Consider the following 20,281-nt stretch of genomic DNA (forward strand, 5'->3'; position numbering starts at 1 on the left):
GATCTGCACTGATTGCCATGACATGCTCCTAGGGGCTCTTGTCGACATAATAATAGTTATTGAGCGCTGCGCCAACATGAACCGCTCGTCATCAGGCACGCTTGCATTCCGCGCCGCGCCCCACTACGTCAAAACGACCAAGCGAGGATCTGCCATGTCGACCGGACCGAACCGCATTCTCGACGAATTCGCAAAGATCATGACCGATGCCGCGGGTGCCGCGCAGGGCATGCGGCGCGAAGTGGAGACGGCGTTCCGGGCGCAGGCCGAGCGCATGCTGAATTCCATGGATGTGGTGCAGCGCGAAGAGTTCGAGGCCATGCGCGAGATGGCGGTCAAGGCGCGGGAAGACAACATCCAGCTGGCGACGCGCGTCGAGGCGCTCGAGGCCAAGCTCGCCAAACTGACCGGACAGGCCGCACCAACGGGTGCCGCGAAGCCCCGCGCAAAAAAATAATCATTAAACTTTTCCACATAGCGCGATCCGAAAAATCGCTTTGCCGTGAATCGCTTACCGGCATTGCATGAATCTTCGTGACAGCCACCTTTCCACATGCGGATGACGCAGTGCGAAAAATTGGGCTGTTCACGCGACTCCCGATCAATAGACTGAATTTGTTGCATGATTCGAAGCAGGGTCATGCGCCGGGCGGTGGGGTCCGGTTGGGTCTTTGTGTTGGAAAGTCCTGACCGTCCGAGTTCTAGACAAGATTGTTCGTCGTGTGTGCCCCGCGGAGCGTGTGGCGCTCCCCTGAACACAGGAAGCATTCATGGAACTCCTCGAACTCGAATTCTCCCGCGAAATCCACCCGGTGGATGTCATCGAGCAGGTGGCCCACAACAACGACTGGTCCTTCGAACGCGCCGGCGACGACGAGATTTCGATTTCGGTGGCCGGCAGCTGGACCGACTATCACGTCTCCTTTTCCTGGATGGAGGATTTCGAGGCGCTGCATCTGGCCTGCGCCTTCGACATCAAGGTGCCGGAGACGCGTACACTGGAAGTGATGCGGCTGCTTTCGCTGATCAACGAGCAGATGCTGTTCGGGCATTTCGATCTGTGGGAACAGGAAGGCGCGATCATGTTCCGGCAGTCGCTGCTGCTTGCCGGCGGGGTCGAGCCTTCGAGCCAACAGGTCGAGGTGCTGCTGTCCTCGGCGCTGGAGGCCTGCGAATGCTATTTCCAGGCCTTCCAGTTCGTCGTCTGGTCGGGTACATCGGCCAAGGACGCGCTGTCCAGCGTGCTCTTCGAGACCCATGGTAACGCCTGAGCCAAGGCGACTTCGCCGATGAGTTCCAGCAGCGAGCGAAAGCCCGAGATCAGCTTTGCCGATTTCGACCGTGTCGACATCCGTGCCGGTACGATCGTCGAGGCCGAGCCGTTTCCGGAGGCGCGCAAGCCTGCGATCAAGCTGAAGATCGATTTCGGCCCGGCGATCGGGGTGAAGAAGTCGTCGGCGCAGATCACCAAATACTACGCGCCGGAAACGCTGATCGGCCGCCAGGTCTTCGCGGTGGTTAATTTCCCGCCGCGCCAGATCGGCCCGTTCATGTCGGAGGTGCTGACGCTGGGCTTTCCCGACGAAGAGGGCGCCGTGGTGCTCGGCGCCATCGAGCGCAAGGTGCCGGACGGCGGGCGCCTATTCTAGGGCGAGCCTGGGGCGAACTGGAGCCGCTCTGTCCTGATCGGCGCGCTTGCTTGGCATTCCCAGCGCCTCGTCGACGGCGTCGAGGAACATTTCGGCGCAGGCCTGCCAGCTGTAGCGCATCGCGCGCTGGCGCGCTTCGGCGCGATCGATTTCAAGCGCCTTCATCGCCGCCTCGCGCAGATCGTTGGAGACGGCGCCGCCGACGCCATCGCCGACAATGTCGATCGGTCCGGTCACCGGAAAGGCGGCAACGGGCGTTCCGCTGGCCAGCGCCTCGATGATGACGTTACCGAAGGTGTCGGTTCGGCTCGGAAAGACGAAGACGTCGGCCGAGGCGTAGATCTCGGCCAGCTCGTCGTTCGGGCGGTGGCCGAGGAAATACGCGTTGGGATAGCGCGCCTTGAGCTTTGCCAACTCGGGCCCTTCGCCGACGACGACTTTGCTGCCGGGCAGGTCGAGATCGAGGAAGGCGGTCAGGTTCTTTTCGATCGCGACGCGGCCGACGCATAGGAAAACCGGACGAGGAAATCCGGTTTCCTTGCGCTTGTTGGGCCGGAAATGGTCGGTGTCGACGCCGCGCGTCCAGGGCTTCAGCTTGTTGAAGCCGCGCGCCGCGAGATCGTCCGCCAGCGATTGCGTCGCGACGAGCGTGCCCTGTCCGGAATTGTGGAAATCGCGCAGCCAATTGTAAGCCCAGCTCTCCGGCACCGGCAGGCGGGCGCTGAGATATTCGGGAAAGCGGGTGTGGTAGCTGGTGGTGAAGGGGCGGCCAATCTTCCGGCAATGGCGGCGCGCCATGATGCCGAGCGGACCCTCGGTGACAATGTGGATGTGGTCGGCCTTGGCGGCCTCGATCATGCGCGCGACGCGGCCAGGCGTGGTCAACGCCAAGCGGATGTCGGGATAGGTCGGCATCGGCAAGGTGCGAAACAGGTTCGGCGTCAGGAAATCGAGCTCGACGTCGAAGGATTTCAGCGCCTCGGTGAGGCGTTCCAACGTGTGCACCACGCCATTGACCTGAGGCCGCCACGCGTCGGTGACCATCAGGATACGCATAGCGATCCCGATACGCATGGCGATCCCGATACGCATGGCGATCCTTTGCCGCAATAATTCCTGAGCGCGCCGGCGCGGTGCCGGAACGGCAACCAGGCAGCCGCTCGCGCCTCGCTCCAGCGCACCCGGGCAGGGGCCGGATCGAAGCGATGCGGCAGGGCCGAATCAACAGAGGTCGCGCGCTTCATGCGCGCTCTTGACCATGATTTCATGACGGGCGGATGAAGCCTGTCTCGGCTGGACTTACGCAGGCACCTTGATCACTGCGCGCAGGCCGCCGAGCGGGCTGTCCTCGAGGCTGACGTCGCCGCCGTGGCTGCGGGCGATGTCGCGGGCGATCGACAAGCCAAGGCCGGTGCCGCTGGCATCGAGATTGCGCGCCTCGTCGAGCCGCAGGAAAGGCTTGAACACCTCTTCGCGCTTGTCGGGCGCGATGCCTGGCCCGTCGTCGTCGATGGTGACGGTGAGCGAGCCGCGGCCATGATTGGCGTGGACCTCGACGGTCTTGGCATAGCGGAAAGCATTGCCGATGACGTTCGACAGCAAACGGGCAAAGGCGTTCGGCCGCACATGCACGGTCGGATCCCCGGCCAGCGTCGTCGCGAGCTTGCAGCCGCGCAATTGCGCTTCCTCGCCGAGCTTCTGGAAATAGGTCTCAAGGTCGAAGCGGCCGGTGTCCTCCGCGGATTCGCCGCGGGCAAAAGAGAGATAGCCTTCCAGCATCGACTGCATGTCGTCGATGTCCTGGTTCAGCGCGGCCTTGGTCTCGGACTTGCCGCCGGCCAGCGCCAGCTGCAGCTTGAAGCGGGTGAGAATGGTCCTGAGGTCGTGGCTGACGCCGGTCAGCATCGCGGTGCGCTGCTCGATCTGGCGTTCGATGCGCTCTCGCATCTGGATGAAAGCGAAGCCGGCGCGACGGACTTCCTCGGCGCCGCGCGGGCGGAAATCGCGCGGCATCGGCCGACCCTTGCCGAAACTCTCGGCGGCCTCGGCGAGCGTCAGGATCGGCCTGATCTGATTGCGCAGGAAGGGGATGGCGATCATCAACAGCACCAGCGAGGTGCCGACCATCCAGATCAGGAAGATGTGGGTGTTCGAGGCATAAGCCTGGCTTCGCCGCACGAAGACGCGCAGCACCTTGCCTTCAAGCTGGACGCGAACCTCGACGACGTTGGAATTGCCGACCGTGTCGATCCAGAACGGACGGTTGATCTGCTTTGTGATCTCCGACGACAAGGCCTCGTCGAGGATCGAGAAGAACGGTTTGGGGCCGGGCGGCGGCAGCGGATCCGGCGGCAGCAGATCCACCTTCAACTGCATGCGATCCTGGGCGATGCGGATGATGTTGGCGTAGTCGGCGTCGTGCGGATAGGTCTCCATCATGTCGATGACCGCCGCTATGTCCGAGATGGTCGCCTGCGACAGGCGCTGCGTGACCGTCTGCCAATGGCGCTCCATGAAGACGAAGGCGACCACCGACTGCAGCAGGATCATCGGCGCGATGACGATAATCAGCGAGCGGGCGTAAAGCCGCTTCGGCATGTAGAGCGCGACTAGGCGCCAGAACCGGTTCCAGGCGCGCGGCATCGCCCTCAGCGTCCGCAATGCGAGATCGCCGGGACCGCTTCCTTTCGGCTTGTCCAGTTGCGTGGTCGCCATTCGCCCTTCCGCTCGTCGATGGCCGTTCAGCAAAGGGCCTTCGACGGTAACCTATTCGACGCTGAGCCGATACCCAATACCGCGCACCGTCTGCAGCCACACCGGATTGGACGGATCGCGCTCTATCTTGCGGCGCAGCCGGTTGATCTGCACGTCGATGGTGCGCTCGCCGACATCCGATTCATCGCCCACCAGCTCATGGCGCGGTATGGTCTCGCCCGCCCGCGCGGCGAAGATCGCGAGGATCTCCTGCTCGCGGTCGGTCAGCTTAAGCGCCTCGCCGCCGCGCTTCAATTCACGCTTGGCGATCTGGAACGTGTAGGGTCCGAACACCAGTTGCTCCACCTTCGGCGTCGCCGCCGGGCCGCCACGGCGCAGGATGTTGTTGATGCGCAGGATCAGCTCGCGCGGATCGAACGGTTTCGGCAGGTAGTCATCGGCGCCGGCTTCCAGGCCGGTGATGCGGCTGTCGGTCTCGGACAGCGCCGTCAGCATCAGGATCGGCACGTTCTTCTCGGCCCGCAGCGCCTTGGTGAGGTCGACGCCGGTCTCGCCCGGCATCATCACATCGAGCACCAGAAGGTCGAAGTCGAGGCCGGCGAGCTTGCGCCTGGCCTCGCCGGAATTGCCGGCCACGGTGACGCGAAAACCGTTCTCGGACAGATACTGCTTGAGCAGGTTGCGGATACGCGTGTCGTCGTCGACGACCAGAAGATGCGGCGCGTCATCGTCGGGTGCTGACGGATGATCGACCTTCTCAATGGTCTCCATGGTTCTTCCCCGATGTTTGCGCAGGCACAATGTCAATCTGCGCTCTTAGTTCCGGATTGACCATCGCTTCCAGGAAGCGCTCGATCGTGGCGCGTTCGGTGGTTCCGGAATCCTCCAATGCCGCACGGATGCGGCGCGACTGTGGCCGCGCCAGCGCCAGGGCCAGGGCGCGACCCTTGGCGGTCGGGTAGAGCTCGCGCTGCCGGCGGTCGCGCGGACCCTGCACCTGGACGATGTGGTCGGTGTCGATCAACTGCTTCAAAACCCGCGCCAGGCTCTGCTTGGTGATCTTCAGCACATCGAGCAGCTCGGCGACGGTGAGGCCCGGCCTGCGGTTGACGAAGTGCAGCACGCGATGATGGGCGCGGCCGAAGCCGTAATCGGCGAGGATCTGGTCCGGGTCGGAGGTGAAATCGCGATAGGCGAAGAAAAACAGTTCGATGATGGCGAAGTCGATGCCGTCCTCATCGGCGATGGCCGTCCTGATCGGTTTTCCGGCTGCGGGGCTCGTCATCGTTTCTCCATGCGAGGCGGGAATTATGTCAGTACCGTTGACGTAATTTCCGGGCAATGATAATTTTTGACAAGCTTTTCGGCGGATTGCGAACAAAAAGGCAAGAGGAAGCCATTTTTCCGGAACTTCCTGAGTTTGCCACGGATTGAATATCCGCCTACGCTTTCAAGCATTGGCCAGCGTTTCGGATCCTGTGCGGGGCCGGTTCGAAAGGTCATAAACACAACGATTTGCGGGCGCCTGCCCGCGGGAGGTTTCCATGGCATCCGTTCCCTTCGATCAATTGGAAGGCTTCATCTGGATGAACGGCGAGTTCGTCAAATGGGCCGACGCCAAGATCCATGTGCTGACCCATGGCCTGCACTATGCCAGCGCCGTCTTCGAGGGCGAGCGCGCCTATGGCGGCCAGATCTTCAAGCTGACCGAGCACAATGAGCGCCTGCATGAATCGGCGCGCCTGCTCGGCTTCAAGATTCCCTATCAGGTCGCCGAGATCGACGAGGCCTGCCGCACGCTGTTGAAGAAGCAGGGTTTCCAGGACGCCTATGTGCGTCCGATCGCCTGGCGCGGCAGCGAGCAGATGGGCGTTTCGGCGCAGAACAACCGCATCAACTGCGCCATCGCCATCTGGCAGTGGCCGAGCTATTTCGATCCCGCGCAGAAGCTCAAGGGCATTCGGCTCGACGTCGCCGAATGGCGCCGGCCCGATCCGCGCACCGCGCCGTCCAAGTCGAAGGCCGCCGGCCTCTACATGATCTGCACGCTGTCCAAGCACGCCGCCGAGGCCAAGGGCTACGCCGATGCCATGATGCTCGATTGGCGCGGCCAGGTGGCGGAAGCCACGGGCGCCAACATCTTCTTCGTCAAGGACGGCAAGATCCATACGCCGACGCCCGACTGCTTCCTCGACGGCATAACCCGCCGCACGGTGATCGGCCTGGCGAAGGACCGCGGTTTCGAGGTGATCGAGCGCGTCATCATGCCGGAGGAACTCAAAGATTTCGAGCAGTGCTTCCTCACCGGCACCGCCGCCGAGGTCACGCCGGTTTCCGAGATCGGTCCATACCGATTCGAGGTCGGCGAGATCGCCAAGACATTGATGAATGACTATTCCGCCGCGGTGCAGCCAAAGCACGCAATCGCTGCAGAATAGAGATAGTCACAGCTTTTTTGTGCAATAGGGGCGGTTTTCGAGCCGCCCCTTTTATTTAAGCGCGCGCGCATTTGACTTTCGAACAATTCGGCGTCTCATGATGGCGTCGGCCCGAGGAGGCTGGCGGCTATGGAGGGACTAGTTACATGGACAGCAACACGATTATTCAGATCGTTGTACAGGTAATTGCCGGCGTTATCGGTGGCCAGGCGGTTGGCGCGGCGTTCAAGCAGGCAGCGATGGGCCAACTTACCAAAATCCTCGGCGGTGCGATCGGCGGCGTCGGCGGCGCGGCCATTCTCGGCAGTCTGCTCGGCGGCGGCGGCGTTGACGCGGCAGCGGCGGCGGGCGGCATCGGCAGCGCGCTCGACCTGAAGAACCTCCTCGGCGGCGTTGGCGGTGGCGCGATCCTAACCGGCATCATCGGCGCGGTCATGAATGCAATGAAGAAATAGGTCCAGTTCTCTCGGACTTTGCCATGGGCGGCCTCGGCCGCCCATTCCTTTTTTGGAACACGGCCGGCGGCCTCGGTCGCCCATTCCTTTTGGAAACATGGCGGCGGCCTAGGCCGCGCATTTCCTCCCGAAGTTCGGACAATGGTGGACGAGGTTCGCCGGGCTGTCTACATCAGGGCGACACTTCGAAGGAAGGGAAAGGAAAGCCATGGGTCAGCTCAATGCCGGTATCGTGCCGGTCACGCCCTTCCAGCAGAACTGCACCATTCTCTTCGATATGGACGACAAGTCGGGCGTCGTCGTCGATCCCGGCGGCGATATCGACAACATACTTTCAGCGCTGAGGGACAATGCCATCACCGCCGGCGCAATCTGGATTACGCATGGCCATATCGACCATGCCGGCGGCGCCATGGACCTGAAGGACGCGCTGGGCATCGACATTATCGGCCCACATGAGGCCGACAAGCCGTTGCTTGCCAATCTCGAGAACCAGGCCAAACGTTTCGGCCTCACCGATCCGGTGCGCAATTGCGTGCCGGACCGCTTTCTCACCGAAGGCGAAACGGTGTCGTTCGGCAACCATGTGTTCGAAGTGCTGCATTGCCCGGGGCATGCGCCGGGCCATGTCGTCTACTACAACCGGGCGGCCAAATTCGCGCATGTCGGCGACGTGCTGTTCCGCGGCTCGATCGGTCGCACTGACCTGCCCGGCGGCGACCACGCCGCGCTGATCGCCTCGATCAAGGACAAGCTTCTACCGCTTGGCGACGACATAGGTTTCATCTGCGGCCACGGCCCGGGCAGCCGCTTTGGCGACGAGCGGCGGACCAATCCGTTTCTGACCTGACCTTCAAAAAGAAAAGCGCCGCTGAGGGCGGCGCTTTTCTTGGGCAGGGAACCCAGGCGATGTTCGACCGGTCAGTTGGCGACGCAGAAATGCTGAGCGCCGTCACTGCCGGTGAAAGTGCCGGTCCGCGAATTGAAGCTGCGGTAGCGGTCCGAACAATACTCGTACCAGCCGCGGGTCCACGGTTCGGCGTAGCGGTCGGCATAGACGACACGCGGCTGCTGAACGTAGTAGCGGCGCACCGGCCGGTCGACATAATAGTCGTCACCATAGGCCGGTTCGTAATAGCGCGGCCCGGGGTTGCTGAGCGCGCTGCCGATCAAGGCGCCTGCCGCGAGGCCGACAACGCCGGCGGCGAGGGCGTCACCGCCATGATGACGATGATGGTGCCAGCGCCAGTCGTCGGCATTGGCCGCCGAGAAGGTGGCCAAAGTGGTCGCGGCAATGCCAGCACTGAGGATGGCGGTCTTGAGAAAACGGTTCATTTTCGGTCTCCTTCGCGTCGGCCCGCGCATTTTTTCGGGGATACGGACCGGCTTTAGCAAAGGTTAATAGAAGACCGTGGCTGAACGGAGGCTGAACGGAAATCGGCGTAAACGATTTTTCGTGGCCTGGGGATTTTTCGAGCCTCGGCGGTTTTCGAGGCTTGGCGATTTTCGAAGCCGGCGACCTTTCCGGACCTGGGCACAACCCGTTCCGGGGCGGGAGCGGTCCCGCCTGAAAAGCTTCCGTCGGATCTGTCGCGAGCCGGCTTAGCCGACCGACAGATTGACGGCCTTCGGACCCTTGCCGCGCTTGTCCGGCTCGGTATCGAATGTCACTTTCTGCCCATCCTCAAGACCGGGAAGGCCCGACGCCTGCACAGCCGAGATGTGGACGAAGACATCCTTCGCGCCATCATCGGGCGTGATGAAGCCGAAGCCCTTGGCATGGTTGAAGAATTTGACGGTGCCGGTCTGCGGCATGGGAAACTCCTTTGATCCCATCAAGTCAAGTCTCGGGCCGGCAAACTGCCCGAGAGGAAATTTGTCCTTTATTTTAGCGCTATCGGCAAGAGAAAGTTTTCGCCTGCCGATCCAAGCATTTGCGCGCAAAAAAGGCGCGACCGAAACGGTCGCGCCTTCGCAATTTCAGGCCTACTCTGAAGCCGGTTCATGATCCTGCCGCACCATTGCATCCGCAAGGATGGGCTGTTTCGGCGGATCAGGCGGCGCGCAGGTTGACCGCCTTCGGGCCCTTGCCCATGCGGTCCGGCTCGACGTCGAAGGTGACCTTCTGGCCGTCGACCAGCGTGCGCAGGCCAGAGGCCTCGATCGCGGAAATGTGGACGAACACGTCCTTGGCGCCACCATCCGGCGTGATAAAGCCGAAGCCTTTGGTGGCATTGAAGAACTTTACAGTACCGGTCTGGGCCATTGGGGAAAACTCCTTCACCCGTGTCAGTCTTGTGGTTTGCCCGCTGCCTCGCGCCTTGGGCAAATCCCGGTGGTTGCTTCGGCGGTCATGCATTCGCGCATGGTCAAACCCCCCGCCGAAAAACGGGGTTGTCAGAGATTCACACTTATCGGGGAAAGGTCGTCCAAAACGTTCCGCTCTCCGGGTCGCAAATGCCCGAACATGATTTTTATTACACGGAAACGTGATGGTTGCAAGACGACGCTCGCGGGCGACCAGCGGCGCGTCCAACGCTGGGCCTCGATAGACCCGGCCCCATCACCGGTCATCGGCCAGAGGCGGGCCAAGCATGGGCCAAGGCGACAACCGGTTCCGCGGCTCCACAAACGACGGTTGCGTTTAGCGCGCAGGATGCGAGGATACCGCGAGCCGGCATCGCGCGCCGGGACGAAGGAGGAGTATATGCGGTTGGTTGCGGTGTCGCGGCAGGGCGTTGTCGTTTTCATGCTGTCGGCGCTGCTGGCTGCCTGCACCGTCGTCGTCGACGATGGCCCAGGCCCGCGGCCGCCCCGTCCGCATCCGCAGCTCTGCACCATGCAGTACCAACCGGTCTGTGCTCGGCGCGGTGGCGACCGGCAGACCTTCGCCAATGCCTGCCTGGCCGAAAGGGAAGGCTACCGCATCGTGCGGGACGGTCCTTGCCGCGACGGTGGCGGTGGTGGCGGTGGAGAACAAGCCTTCTGCACGCGCGAATACGCGCCGGTCTGCGCCAGACGCCATGGGCAAGTGCGGACCTTCCCGAACGCATGCGAGGTGCGCGCGGCGGACTATCGCATCGTCGGCGACGGACCGTGCTGAGAAGAGCGCGGCGTCCATTCGCGCAGATAGACACCGCGCCGCGCGCTGACGCTTTGTCTTGAATCTCTTGCCCGTATGGCTTAGGTCCGGCGGACCAACAAATACGGCAGGTTTCCCATTAAAAAAGATCACAGAAGAGCGGCAAATGCCGGTGGCAGGCCAGGTGGTTCGGCGAGCCCGCTCGATCCCTATGTGCAAAAGGCGCTGCAACTGCATCAGGCCGGCCGGCGCCAGGAGGCCGAGGGCCTCTACCGGCAGGTATTGGGGCAGCAGCCGAACCATGCCGCTGCGCTGCATTTCCTCGGGCTGCTGCTGCACCAGACCGGCAGGAGCGAGGAAGGGCTCGATCTCATCGAGCAGTCGGTGACCTTGCAGCCCGAAAATGCCGACTTCCTCAACAATATGGGCACGGTCATGCGCGATCTCGGCCGCGTCGCCGCCGCGGTCGATTTCTTCCGCGGCGCGGTGGATATCCGGCCGGACCAACTGGCCGCGCGCGACAATCTCGGCTCGTCGCTGAAGCAGCTCGGACAGCTCGACGCGGCCGAGGAGATCTATCGCGGCACCATCGGCCGCAACCCGTTCCATGTCCGCGCGCGCATCGGTCTTGCCGAGACGATGCAGGAGGCCGGGCGGCTGGATGAGGCGATCAAGCTATTTAGCGAGGCGCTGTCGATCCGGCCGAAGGACGCCGAGTTGCTCTATGGGCTTGGCGTCGCGATGATGGAGAAGGGCAAGCTCGGCGAGGCGGCCGATCTCGCCCGCCAGACGCTGGCGATAGCCCCGAATATGTCGAAAGCCTGGCTGCTGCTCACGCAGGTCAAGCGCCAGACCGAGCGCGACAAGGAGCTTTCCGGCATGGAGGCCGAGCACGCCAAGGCGCCGCAAGGCAGCCTCGCGCGCATGCAGCTCTCCTTCGGACTGGGCAAGGTCAATGACGACCTAAAGCATTATGGCCGCGCCTTCGACTATTTCGCCGAGGGCAATGCCATCCGCCGCAAGGTCATCGACTACGATCCCGCGCGCACGCGCGGCGAATTCGAGGCGATGAAGGCGGCCTTCGACACAGCCTTCTTCGAGAAGCGCAGGCCAAGCGGCATTTCCGACGACACGCCGATCTTCGTCGTCGGCATGCCGCGCTCCGGCACCACGCTGGTCGAGCAGATCATCGCCAGCCACCCGGCGGTCTTTGGCGCGGGCGAGTTGAACATCTTGAAGACAGCCGTCGGCAAGCAGTTTCCGATGAGCATGCCGGGCGGCTTCCCCGCCGGTATCGCCGACATGCCCGACAAGGCCTTCGCCGAAGCCGGCCAGGCCTATCTCGACATGCTGCATAGCCGCTATCCGGGCTACCGCCATGTCACCGACAAAATGCCGGGCAACTTCCTTCTGGTCGGCTTCCTGCACATGATGCTGCCGAAGGCCAAGATCGTCCATTGCGCGCGCGATGCGGCGGCCACGTGCCTGTCGATCTTCAAGGTGCATTTCCGCGGCGACAGCCACCGCTACGGCTACGACCTCGGCGAGCTCGCCGATTTCCATAACCTCTACACCGACATCATGGCGCATTGGCACAAGGTGCTGCCGGGCGTCGTGCACGATGTGCGCTATGAGGATTTCGTCGCCGACCAGGACGGGCAGTCACGGAAGCTGATGGCGTATCTCGGCCTGCCCTGGGACGACAAGGTGCTGTCCTTCCACGAGACGGACCGGCCGGTGCGAACCGCATCGGCCGCGCAAGTGCGCCAGCCGATGTATCAGGGCTCGGTCGATCTGTGGAAGCGGTATGGGGAGCGGCTGAAGCCGCTGCTGGATCGGCTGAACTAGCACACGCGTCAGCGATTGGCCGAAGCGCCCGAACTTCGTCATCCACGGGCGGAGCGGGAGCGAAGCGGACGCGCAGACCCGAGGATCCATTCCGTGAGCTCGCGCGAAGGTTAAAGGCGGCGCAGAACAGAGGTCGTTCTGCATCGCTGCAACGCTCATAGGTAACGGAATGGATCCTCGGGTCTGCGCCGCGTCGCTTCGCTCCTTGCTCCGCCCGTGGATGACGACCTGACGAGCGCCTCGGCCAACCGCAAATGATTGCGATCAGCCGACACTGGCGTTCCGTCGCTCCTCAAAGCTGGATGAATGGCTGGAAGCCGCCGAAGATCATGCGCTTGCTGTCGAACGGCATGGCGGACCAGTCCATCTTGAGACGCTCATCGGCCATCACCTTGGCCATGACCGCGTCGCGACTCTGTCTGGACTCGTAGACGACCCAGGAGAAGATGACGACCTCGTCGTCCTTCGCTTGCACGGCGCGCGGGAACGAGGTCAGCTCGCCATAGGGCACGTCGTCGCCGACGCATTCGACATAGGCGAGCGCGCCGTGCTCCATCCAGACGGTGCCGGCGTTCTCGGCCATCTTCTTGTACGCATCGAGATTTGCCTTCGGCACGGCGAGCACGAAGCCATCGACATAGGACATGGCGGTTCTCCTCTTTGGTGGCGTTTTTTCCTTCTCCCCTTGTGGGAGAAGGTGGATCGGCGCGCAGCGCCGAGACGGACAAGGGGTGTTCCAGCTTGGCGCTAACTAGCCCTCACCCGGATTGCGATTTGCGAAGGGCAAATTGGGGCAATCCGACCTCTCCCACAGGGAGGGGTGGGCGGCTCACTTCACCGGGGCATTCATCGCCCAGGCGACGCCGAAGGGGTCTTTCACCTGGCCCCAGCGGTCGCCCCAGAACATCACCTGCAGCGGGGTGACGACCTCGCAGCCGGCATCCACCGCGCGCTGCCACCAGGCATCGATGTCGTCGCTGCCGAGATGCAGCTGCAGCGTATAACCCTGCGCCGCCTGGTGCGGATGGCCGTGTTCGGGATAGGCATCGCCCAGCATCAGCGTCGAGCCGTTGACGTAGAGATGGATGTGCATGGTGCGGCCGTTGTCGTCGGGCGGATAGGCGAACACCTCTTCCGCGCCGAAAGCCTTCTTGTAGAACTCGGCGGCCTTGATGGCGCCATCGACCTGCAGGTAGGGGGTCAATCCGCCAAGGACCTTGGCGCGGGGCGGGGTCTGGTCGTTCATTCTCGTGTTCCTCTTCACGGGTTGATCCGGTTTTGCGACCCCAGGACGGATGAAGCGGCGGCGATCCTACATGGCCTGCAAATTATTTTTAGAGTAGCTGGTCCAGGCAGCTCGGGCGGCAAGCACGGCTGCAAAACAATCGCATCGAAAGCGCGACTTATATGACCTTCGAGAAGGTGGCGGCGCGGCGGCTTTCGCGCGTTTCGAAAATCTCCGGAAAGCCGATGTCCTTGCGCAGCTCGGCCGGCAGCGAAAGCAGGATGCGCTCGCTGCGATGACGGGCGCGCGCCTGGGCATAGTGGTTGGCAAGACGGCCGATGGATGACAGTACCGACATGATGTCTCTCCCTGGTTGATGCCGGCATCATCGTGTCGGCATCCCAAGGACGAGGCGGCAATCGGCGATCCGACAGATCGCCTCGATTTTTTTCAGAACACCGACGCGGCCAGCGCGGTGTCGTAATATTCCACCATCTCGATGATCTCGCCGTCGCGGACCGTCCAGAAATTGGCGGTGCGCATGATGAGCTCCTCGCCGGTGGCGCGGCGCGTCATGTGGATCTCGACCTGCGCGGCCACCTTGTCGCCGCCGTCGATGATCTCGACCGGGACAAAGTGCCGGTATTCGAAGTCGTCGTCGAGCGCCAGGAGCCTGGCGAGGAATTCCTGCTTGCCGTGCGCGGTGCCGGCGTGACGCGATTGCCGGGGATCGGCAATCCAGCGGAACACGACATCTTCGGCGCACCGAGACAAGGCGCCCTCGATGTCGCGGTCCGCATAGGCCTGATAGAGATTGCTGATGATTTCCACTGCACGCATGGCCCATTCCCTCCATGGCTAAGCAGTTCAGCATGCGCTTTTTTTAGCAGCTGGAAAAGTATCGCCGAGCCGGCAGCTATCCCTGTCGGGCCGGCAGTGCCGGCCCGACAGAGGTATCGTCTCAGTTCGGCATCTCGGCGACCGAGCGGAAGAACGCCTCAGGGTCGTCGACCTCGGTCAGCCGCCGCTTGTCGATCAGCCAGAAGCGATTGCCGACGGCACGGATGAAGGAGCGGTCATGCGAGGCAAGCAGGCAGCTCGCCTGATGCTTCAACAATTCGTCCTCCAATGCCTCCTGGCCGTCGATATCGAGATGGTTGGTCGGCTCGTCGAGCAGATAGAAATTGGGATGGATGAGCCTGAGCACCAGCATCATCAGCCTCGATCTCTGTCCGCCGGACAGAGCGCCGATCTTCCTCTCCTGCATCTCGATCGCGACGCCGGCGCCGGCGAGCAGGGAGCGGGCGCGCTGCTCGCCGATCTCGAAGCGGCGCGAGACCATCGCCAGCGGCGTGTCGCCGCCATCGATGCCCGACAGCGCCTGGTCGCTGTAACCGAGCACGGTCGACGGCGTCACCTTGATGTTCGCAACCGATCCCGGCTCGGCGACGGCGTCGCGGATCATCGCGATGAAGCGCGTCTTGCCGACGCCGTTGCGGCCAAGCAGCACGATGCGATCGCCTTGGCAGATGTGGCGCTTGCCGGTCCTGAACAGCAGCGTGCCGTCAGGGGTTTCGACCGCCGCGTCCTCCAGCGTGATCAGTACCTTGGCGTGGGTGCCGCGGTTGGCCAGCTTGATCGCGCCGGCCGAACGCTCGCGATGCGCTTGTACGGCGGCATCCTCCAGCTTCTCGGCCCGTTCCTTGAGCTGCCTGGTCTTCACCGTCAAAAGGTCGCTGCCGGAATTGATGCCGATATTGTTCAACTTGGCGGCCTGCTTGCGCAGCTGCTGGGCGATCTTCATGTCGCGCTCGAACTTGCGCGCCATCGAGGCATCGAGCTCGTCGAGCGCAAGCCTGGCGCGCGAATAGGGCAGCGCGAACACCGGCGAGTCTTCCGGGCGCAGGAACAGCGTACGGTTGATGGCGGCGTCGAGAAAGGCGCGGTCGTGGCTGGCGATAATGACCGGCACGTCGCGCGGCAGCGCATTGAGCCATGTTTCCAGCTGGCTGATCCTGGCGAGGTCGAGATGATTGGTCGGCTCGTCGAGCAGAAGCACGTCGGGATCGGTGACCCAGACGCGGGCGATCAGCGCCAGACGCTGCCAGCCGCCGCTCAGCGCGCGCATAGGCCGGCCGCGCATGTCTTCCGGCACCTCGAGGGAATCCAGCACGACGTCGACGCGCCAGGACTCGCTGTCGCGCTGTTCGGACGGCAAGGCATCGGCGACGACGTCATGGAAGCTGCGGCCGAGGAATGCGTCAGGGATGGATTGCTCGACATGGCCAACGCGCAGGCCGCGCGACCGGGTGATGTCGCCGGCGGTGGCTTCGAATTCGCCGGCCAGGCATTTGAGAAGTGTGGATTTGCCACGGCCATTGGCCGCGACGATGCCGAGCCGGTCGCCGGAGCCGATGATGAGGTCGAGGTTGGAGAAGAGCGGCGCACTCATGGTGACGCCGAGGGATTTGAGGCTGATCAGGGCCATATCGATTTCTCTGGTCTGTCCGGAAAATCCGGCTCAATGCACTTTGACGGTGCGCCCACAGGCCATCAGGCCAGGTTCGGCGGCACCACGAAGGGCAGACCAAAAATCGAAGCGGGAAAACCCGGACCGTCCTGGTCAGCCCTGCAAGCAAGCTCGCAGGGCACAGACAGGGCCGCGCTGACGGTGGTGATAGCAGTTCACGCAGCCCTCCTTCCAGATGTTCGAGTTGGGAATTGGATACACCGGGGGAGGGGCGGAGGGCAAGGTGCGCCTTTCCCTTCTCCCCTTGTGGGAGAAGGTGGCCGAGCGAAGCTCGGTCGAATGAGGGGTGTTCCAGGGAACGCCAGCGTCTCACTCCGCTGGAACACCCCTCATCCGTCTCGGCGCTACGCGCCGATCCACCTTCTCCCACAAGGGGGAGAAGGAAAGGGCGCTACTGCCCCGGCCGTCCGGTCTTGCCCGGCCGGCGTTTCTGACGCCTCTCGTCGCCAGGGTCCTCGTAGGAGCCGATGCCGGCGCGCTGGCGGACGATCGGTTTGTCGTCGCGTTCCTTCGCGCCCGTCCTGCCGGACATCTCCCCCACCGGAGGAGACGTTGGCTGCGGCTTCGGCGGCTTCGTTCCCTCGACCGGCTTTTCGGTGCGGCGCACCGTCATCTCGTCGAGCGAGTTCTTCCTGAACAGCGGCTTGGTCGCCTCGCCCGGAATGCCGAAATCGGAACCGTGCGCTTCCTGCGCGCTCTGCTTCTTGAACAGCGAACGCGACACCGCGCCGGCCGGGGTCGTCATGTCGGTGCCGGGACCCATGTCGTCGATCGACGGCTTGGCGAAGAGCGGCTTCTTGACCGGCGCGGCGCCGTCGGCGCCCATCTCGTCCAGATGCGGCTTGCGGAACAGGTTGGGCCGGGCAGCCTTTGCCGCCTCCTCGGCGGCGCGTGCCTCGTCGAGCTTGCGGAAGCGCTCCTGTTCCTCGACCGTGCGATGCTTGGCCACGCCCTTGTTGTGCTTGCCCTTTTCGCGGCCTGATGCGGGACTTTGCCCTTCCACCTCGCGTGCCAGCGGGTCGTCGGAGATGGCAAGCTCCATCTCGCGCAGCCGCTTGATCTCGTCGCGGACGCGCGCCGCCTTCTCGAAGTCGAGATTGGCGGCGGCGTCGCGCATCTGCTTGTCCAGCGCCTCGAGATGGGTCTTCAGATTGTTGCCGATCATCGCCCCGGCATCGTCGGTGAACTGCGAGATGTCGGCGCGGACGTGGTCCTTCTCATAGACCGAGTCGAGGATATCGGCGATGCGCGACTTGACCGATTCCGGCGTGATGCCGTTGGCCGCGTTCCACTCCATCTGCTTCTCGCGGCGGCGGTTGGTCTCGGCCATCGCCCGTTTCATCGAGCCGGTGATCTGGTCGGCATAGAGGATGACCTTGCCGTCGACGTTGCGGGCGGCGCGGCCGATGGTCTGGATCAGCGAGGTTTCCGAACGCAGGAAACCTTCCTTGTCGGCATCGAGAATGGCGACGAAGCCGCATTCGGGAATGTCGAGGCCCTCGCGCAACAGGTTGATGCCGACCAGCACGTCGAAGGCGCCGAGGCGCAAATCGCGCAGGATCTCGATGCGCTCCAGCGTGTCGATGTCGGAATGCATGTAGCGGACGCGGATGCCGTTCTCGTGCAAATATTCGGTGAGGTCCTCGGCCATGCGCTTGGTCAGCACGGTGACCAGCGTGCGGTAGCCGGCCCGGGTCGTGTCGCGGATCTCCCCGACGACGTCGTCGACCTGGCTCTTGGCCGGACGCACCTCGACCGGCGGATCGATCAGGCCGGTCGGGCGGATGACCTGCTCGGCGAAGACGCCGCCGGACTGCTCCATTTCCCAACCGCCCGGCGTCGCCGAAACCGCCACCGACAGCGGGCGCATGGCGTCCCATTCCTCGAAACGAAGCGGCCTGTTGTCCATACAGGACGGCAGGCGGAAACCGTACTCCGCCAGCGTCGCCTTGCGGCGGAAGTCGCCGCGATACATGCCGCCGATCTGCGGCACGGTGACGTGGCTTTCGTCGATGAAGATCAGCGCGTTGTCGGGCACATACTCGAACAGGGTCGGCGGCGGATCGCCCGGCTGGCGTCCGGTGAGGTAACGCGAATAGTTCTCGATGCCGGCGCAGGAGCCGGTCGCCTCCAGCATCTCGAGATCGAAGCGCGTGCGCTGCTCCAGCCGCTGCGCTTCCAGCAGACGGCCAGCCTTTTCAAGCTCTTGCAGGCGATGCTTGAGCTCCTCCTTGATCGACTTGATGGCTTGATTCAAGGTCGGGCGCGGCGTCACATAGTGCGAGTTGGCGTAGATCTTGACGCTCTTCAGCTCGCCGGTCTTCTGGCCGGTCAGCGGATCGAACTCGGTGATCTGTTCGATCTCGTCGCCGAACATCGAGATGCGCCAGGCGCGGTCTTCCAGGTGGGCGGGGAAGATCTCGATGGTGTCGCCGCGCACGCGAAACGAGCCGCGCACGAAGTTGATGTCCTGGCGCTTGTATTGCTGGGCGACGAGGTCGGCGAGAAGCGAGCGCTGGTCGAGCCGGTCGCCGACCTGCATCTGGAAGGTCATCGCCGTATAGGTCTCGACCGAGCCGATACCGTAGATGCAGGACACGGAGGCGACGATGATGACGTCGTCGCGCTCGAGCAGCGAGCGCGTCGCCGAATGGCGCATGCGGTCGATCTGTTCGTTGATCGAGGATTCCTTCTCGATATAGGTGTCGGTGCGCGGGACGTAGGCCTCCGGCTGGTAATAGTCGTAATAGGAGACGAAATACTCGACCGCGTTCTCGGGGAAGAATTTCTTGAACTCGGCATAGAGCTGCGCGGCAAGCGTCTTGTTCGGCGCCAGGATCAAAGCAGGGCGCTGCGTCTCCTCGATCACCTTGGCCATGGTGAAGGTCTTGCCCGAGCCGGTGACGCCGAGCAGCACCTGGGTGCGGTCGTTCCGCTCGACGCCTTCGACGAGGTCCTTGATGGCTGTCGGCTGATCGCCGGCGGGCTCGAAATCCGAGACCATCTTGATGGCGATGCCGCCTTCCGACTTTTCCGGTCGGGCCGGACGGTGCGGCGTCCACAGCTGGCCGTCCTTGTGCAGCGGATTGCCGGATTCGATCAGCGCCGAGAGCGCCGCGACCGTTGCAGTGACGCCGCCGGACGAAACCGACTCGGCATCCTCGAGGCTGATGTCGAGGCCGGCCACCGGGTTGAGGCCGGCGGCCGCGCGCTCTTTCGCCGAGGCAGCGCCGCCCATCGAGGTGCCGCGCGCGGTGCGCCCGGGCGCCGACGAGCGCTCGGGGATCTTCTTCGGCGCTTTTGCCTTCGGCTGCTTTTCCGCCTCGCGCTCGATCTGCCCGGCCCAATCGGAGATCGAGCCGGTCAGCGGCGCGCCGGAAAAGTCGGCCTGCGGCGCTTCCGCGAAGCCGCCGGGCTCCAGCGGTTCGGCGGCATCGAGGAATTCGGTCAACGGGCTGCGCCGCTTCGACGCGCCATCTTGCGAAGGCGTCTTCTTGTCAGGATGTCTGGCCATGGCCCGAATATGGGAGGACTCGGCCGAAATGGAAAGAGCCGAGTGAAAGGGCTCCGGCCGCGCGTGGACGCTGCTGACAGAAGGCTGTCAGGAGAGGCGTCATGACCCGACGGACCGGGGAGCGTCCGCGATTGCGGCAAGCGCTGCGGCGGCGGCGGCGCGGCGGGCCTTCGGTCCGTCCACCGGCCAGACCAAGCGGCGCTTGATGGTCAATGCCGGAACCTCACGGGCAATCTCGACGAGCTGGCCGGAGCGGAAATGCTCCCTCAGCACCAGTTCGCTGGCAAGCAGCGCGCCTATGCCGGAGATCGCGGCATGCATGGGCGCACCGAATTCGATCCGACGCTGGCCGTTCGCCACCTCAGAAGCTGCAACCTCGACCGCGACGGCGTCCACAGCGCCTTCCGCACGCTAGCCCGGCGCTTCGCGCCTGAGGAGGCGGAAGCGGTGCTTTATCAGGGCGCAATTCTCTGACGATAGCCAGGGGAATGGCGTCGACCTCGAAGGTACGGTTCCTCGCCCCGCAAGAGGCGGGGAGAGGTGTCCGCGAAGCGGACGGAGAGGGGGTTTCGAAAGGCGGAAGCCCTTCTCTTCGAAGCGCTTTCGCCGCCCGGACCGGCGCCCCCTCTCCGTCTCGGCTTTACCGAGCCACCTCTCCCCCATTTCATCTAGGGGACGCACACATTTCCAAGCGGCTGGCCTTTGGCGATAGCGTGCATGGCAGCTTGGCGCATGCAATGGCTAATGCAGCGCTGGTCGACCCCCACTCCGTCTCGGCTTCGCCGAGCCACCTCTCCCCCGATCGACGGGGTAGAGGAAAGGCGC

Annotated in this window: 23 protein-coding genes; 9 read left to right on the top strand and 14 right to left on the bottom strand. The window is 63.6% G+C overall.

What is annotated here, in order from left to right; all coding sequences use genetic code 11:
• The first annotated feature begins 154 nt into the window (after nucleotides 1-154).
• The 3 genes from FJ425_RS30835 (at nucleotide 155) to FJ425_RS30845 (ending at nucleotide 1,649) form a co-directional block, all read left to right on the top strand.
• On the top strand, nucleotides 155-457 hold the full coding sequence (locus FJ425_RS30835) for an accessory factor UbiK family protein (RefSeq protein ID WP_140727857.1): 303 nt from the start codon (nucleotides 155-157) through the stop codon (nucleotides 455-457).
• 313 nt (nucleotides 458-770) lie between these two features.
• On the top strand, nucleotides 771-1,271 hold the full coding sequence (locus tag FJ425_RS30840; RefSeq protein WP_112098904.1) for a YbjN domain-containing protein: 501 nt from the start codon (nucleotides 771-773) through the stop codon (nucleotides 1,269-1,271).
• 18 nt (nucleotides 1,272-1,289) lie between these two features.
• A complete protein-coding gene (locus FJ425_RS30845) occupies nucleotides 1,290-1,649 on the top strand; it encodes a tRNA-binding protein (RefSeq protein ID WP_127251739.1) in 360 nt (119 codons plus the stop codon).
• Here FJ425_RS30845 and FJ425_RS30850 read toward each other — a convergent pair.
• The 4 genes from FJ425_RS30850 to FJ425_RS30865 all read right to left on the bottom strand — a co-directional run bounded on the left by FJ425_RS30850 (nucleotide 1,641) and on the right by FJ425_RS30865 (nucleotide 5,649).
• Nucleotides 1,641-2,705, bottom strand: a complete 1,065-nt coding sequence (locus FJ425_RS30850) for a glycosyltransferase family 1 protein (protein ID WP_246678080.1) — start codon at nucleotides 2,703-2,705, stop codon at nucleotides 1,641-1,643. The genes FJ425_RS30845 and FJ425_RS30850 overlap by 9 nt on opposite strands.
• Nucleotides 2,706-2,948: 243 nt before the next feature.
• Nucleotides 2,949-4,364, bottom strand: a complete 1,416-nt coding sequence (locus tag FJ425_RS30855; protein ID WP_140543229.1) for an ATP-binding protein — start codon at nucleotides 4,362-4,364, stop codon at nucleotides 2,949-2,951.
• Nucleotides 4,365-4,415: 51 nt separating this feature from the next.
• Nucleotides 4,416-5,135 carry a response regulator transcription factor gene (locus FJ425_RS30860; protein WP_095766537.1) on the bottom strand — a complete coding sequence of 240 codons (720 nt, stop codon included), beginning with the start codon at nucleotides 5,133-5,135 and terminating at the stop codon, nucleotides 4,416-4,418.
• Entirely contained in the window at nucleotides 5,122-5,649 is a 528-nt protein-coding gene (locus FJ425_RS30865; protein ID WP_140647554.1) for a MarR family transcriptional regulator, read from the bottom strand. The genes FJ425_RS30860 and FJ425_RS30865 overlap by 14 nt, the downstream gene beginning before the upstream one ends.
• A 259-nt stretch (nucleotides 5,650-5,908) precedes the next feature.
• On the opposite strand from FJ425_RS30865, the gene FJ425_RS30870 reads away from it, so the two are divergent.
• From FJ425_RS30870 to FJ425_RS30880, 3 genes are all read left to right on the top strand, one after another.
• Nucleotides 5,909-6,802 carry a branched-chain amino acid aminotransferase gene (locus tag FJ425_RS30870; protein WP_140727860.1) on the top strand — a complete coding sequence of 298 codons (894 nt, stop codon included), beginning with the start codon at nucleotides 5,909-5,911 and terminating at the stop codon, nucleotides 6,800-6,802.
• Between the two features lie 146 nt (nucleotides 6,803-6,948).
• Complete coding sequence (locus FJ425_RS30875) at nucleotides 6,949-7,257, top strand: hypothetical protein (protein ID WP_140543225.1); 309 nt, start codon at nucleotides 6,949-6,951, stop codon at nucleotides 7,255-7,257.
• Between the two features lie 208 nt (nucleotides 7,258-7,465).
• Nucleotides 7,466-8,107, top strand: a complete 642-nt coding sequence (locus FJ425_RS30880; protein ID WP_140727862.1) for an MBL fold metallo-hydrolase — start codon at nucleotides 7,466-7,468, stop codon at nucleotides 8,105-8,107.
• Nucleotides 8,108-8,178: 71 nt separating this feature from the next.
• Here FJ425_RS30880 and FJ425_RS30885 read toward each other — a convergent pair whose 3' ends face one another.
• The 3 genes from FJ425_RS30885 to FJ425_RS30895 all read right to left on the bottom strand — a co-directional run bounded on the left by FJ425_RS30885 (nucleotide 8,179) and on the right by FJ425_RS30895 (nucleotide 9,523).
• Nucleotides 8,179-8,592: a BA14K family protein gene (locus FJ425_RS30885; RefSeq protein ID WP_140637139.1), complete on the bottom strand. Its 414-nt coding sequence runs from the start codon at nucleotides 8,590-8,592 to the stop codon at nucleotides 8,179-8,181.
• Between the two features lie 267 nt (nucleotides 8,593-8,859).
• The gene (locus FJ425_RS30890; protein ID WP_008877668.1) at nucleotides 8,860-9,072 is read right to left on the bottom strand and encodes a cold-shock protein; all 213 of its coding nucleotides are present in this window, start codon (nucleotides 9,070-9,072) and stop codon (nucleotides 8,860-8,862) included.
• A gap of 238 nt (nucleotides 9,073-9,310) precedes the next feature.
• On the bottom strand, nucleotides 9,311-9,523 hold the full coding sequence (locus FJ425_RS30895) for a cold-shock protein (RefSeq protein ID WP_006202520.1): 213 nt from the start codon (nucleotides 9,521-9,523) through the stop codon (nucleotides 9,311-9,313).
• Between the two features lie 441 nt (nucleotides 9,524-9,964).
• Between FJ425_RS30895 and FJ425_RS30900 the strand changes: the two genes are divergently transcribed.
• Both FJ425_RS30900 and FJ425_RS30905 read left to right on the top strand, forming a co-directional pair.
• Nucleotides 9,965-10,360: a Kazal-type serine protease inhibitor domain-containing protein gene (locus tag FJ425_RS30900; protein ID WP_140727864.1), complete on the top strand. Its 396-nt coding sequence runs from the start codon at nucleotides 9,965-9,967 to the stop codon at nucleotides 10,358-10,360.
• Nucleotides 10,361-10,552: 192 nt separating this feature from the next.
• Nucleotides 10,553-12,187 carry a sulfotransferase gene (locus FJ425_RS30905; RefSeq protein ID WP_140727866.1) on the top strand — a complete coding sequence of 545 codons (1,635 nt, stop codon included), beginning with the start codon at nucleotides 10,553-10,555 and terminating at the stop codon, nucleotides 12,185-12,187.
• A 292-nt stretch (nucleotides 12,188-12,479) separates the two neighbouring features.
• On the opposite strand, the gene FJ425_RS30910 is transcribed toward FJ425_RS30905, so the two are convergent.
• The 7 genes from FJ425_RS30910 to FJ425_RS30940 all read right to left on the bottom strand — a co-directional run bounded on the left by FJ425_RS30910 (nucleotide 12,480) and on the right by FJ425_RS30940 (nucleotide 19,777).
• A complete protein-coding gene (locus FJ425_RS30910) occupies nucleotides 12,480-12,833 on the bottom strand; it encodes a DUF1428 family protein (protein ID WP_140637145.1) in 354 nt (117 codons plus the stop codon).
• Nucleotides 12,834-13,016: 183 nt separating this feature from the next.
• Nucleotides 13,017-13,433, bottom strand: coding sequence for a glyoxalase/bleomycin resistance/extradiol dioxygenase family protein (locus FJ425_RS30915; RefSeq protein WP_140637147.1), 417 nt, complete (start codon nucleotides 13,431-13,433; stop codon nucleotides 13,017-13,019).
• Nucleotides 13,434-13,590: 157 nt separating this feature from the next.
• On the bottom strand, nucleotides 13,591-13,770 hold the full coding sequence (locus FJ425_RS30920; protein ID WP_140637148.1) for a hypothetical protein: 180 nt from the start codon (nucleotides 13,768-13,770) through the stop codon (nucleotides 13,591-13,593).
• Between the two features lie 92 nt (nucleotides 13,771-13,862).
• Nucleotides 13,863-14,252 (bottom strand): nuclear transport factor 2 family protein, encoded by a 390-nt coding sequence (locus FJ425_RS30925; RefSeq protein ID WP_140637150.1) that lies wholly within the window; start codon nucleotides 14,250-14,252, stop codon nucleotides 13,863-13,865.
• A 121-nt stretch (nucleotides 14,253-14,373) separates the two neighbouring features.
• Nucleotides 14,374-15,900 (bottom strand): ABC-F family ATP-binding cassette domain-containing protein, encoded by a 1,527-nt coding sequence (locus FJ425_RS30930; RefSeq protein WP_140727868.1) that lies wholly within the window; start codon nucleotides 15,898-15,900, stop codon nucleotides 14,374-14,376.
• Nucleotides 15,901-16,333: 433 nt separating this feature from the next.
• Nucleotides 16,334-19,456 (bottom strand): excinuclease ABC subunit UvrB, encoded by a 3,123-nt coding sequence (uvrB, locus tag FJ425_RS30935; RefSeq protein ID WP_140637154.1) that lies wholly within the window; start codon nucleotides 19,454-19,456, stop codon nucleotides 16,334-16,336.
• 99 nt (nucleotides 19,457-19,555) lie between these two features.
• Nucleotides 19,556-19,777 carry a hypothetical protein gene (locus FJ425_RS30940; RefSeq protein ID WP_140637156.1) on the bottom strand — a complete coding sequence of 74 codons (222 nt, stop codon included), beginning with the start codon at nucleotides 19,775-19,777 and terminating at the stop codon, nucleotides 19,556-19,558.
• Here FJ425_RS30940 and FJ425_RS31760 point away from each other — a divergent pair.
• Nucleotides 19,772-19,930: a hypothetical protein gene (locus tag FJ425_RS31760; RefSeq protein ID WP_181165094.1), complete on the top strand. Its 159-nt coding sequence runs from the start codon at nucleotides 19,772-19,774 to the stop codon at nucleotides 19,928-19,930. The genes FJ425_RS30940 and FJ425_RS31760 overlap by 6 nt on opposite strands.
• The last annotated feature ends 351 nt before the right edge of the window (nucleotides 19,931-20,281 follow it).

The sequence above is a fragment of the Mesorhizobium sp. B2-7-2 genome (assembly GCF_006440775.1).
Lineage (GTDB): Bacteria > Pseudomonadota > Alphaproteobacteria > Rhizobiales > Rhizobiaceae > Mesorhizobium.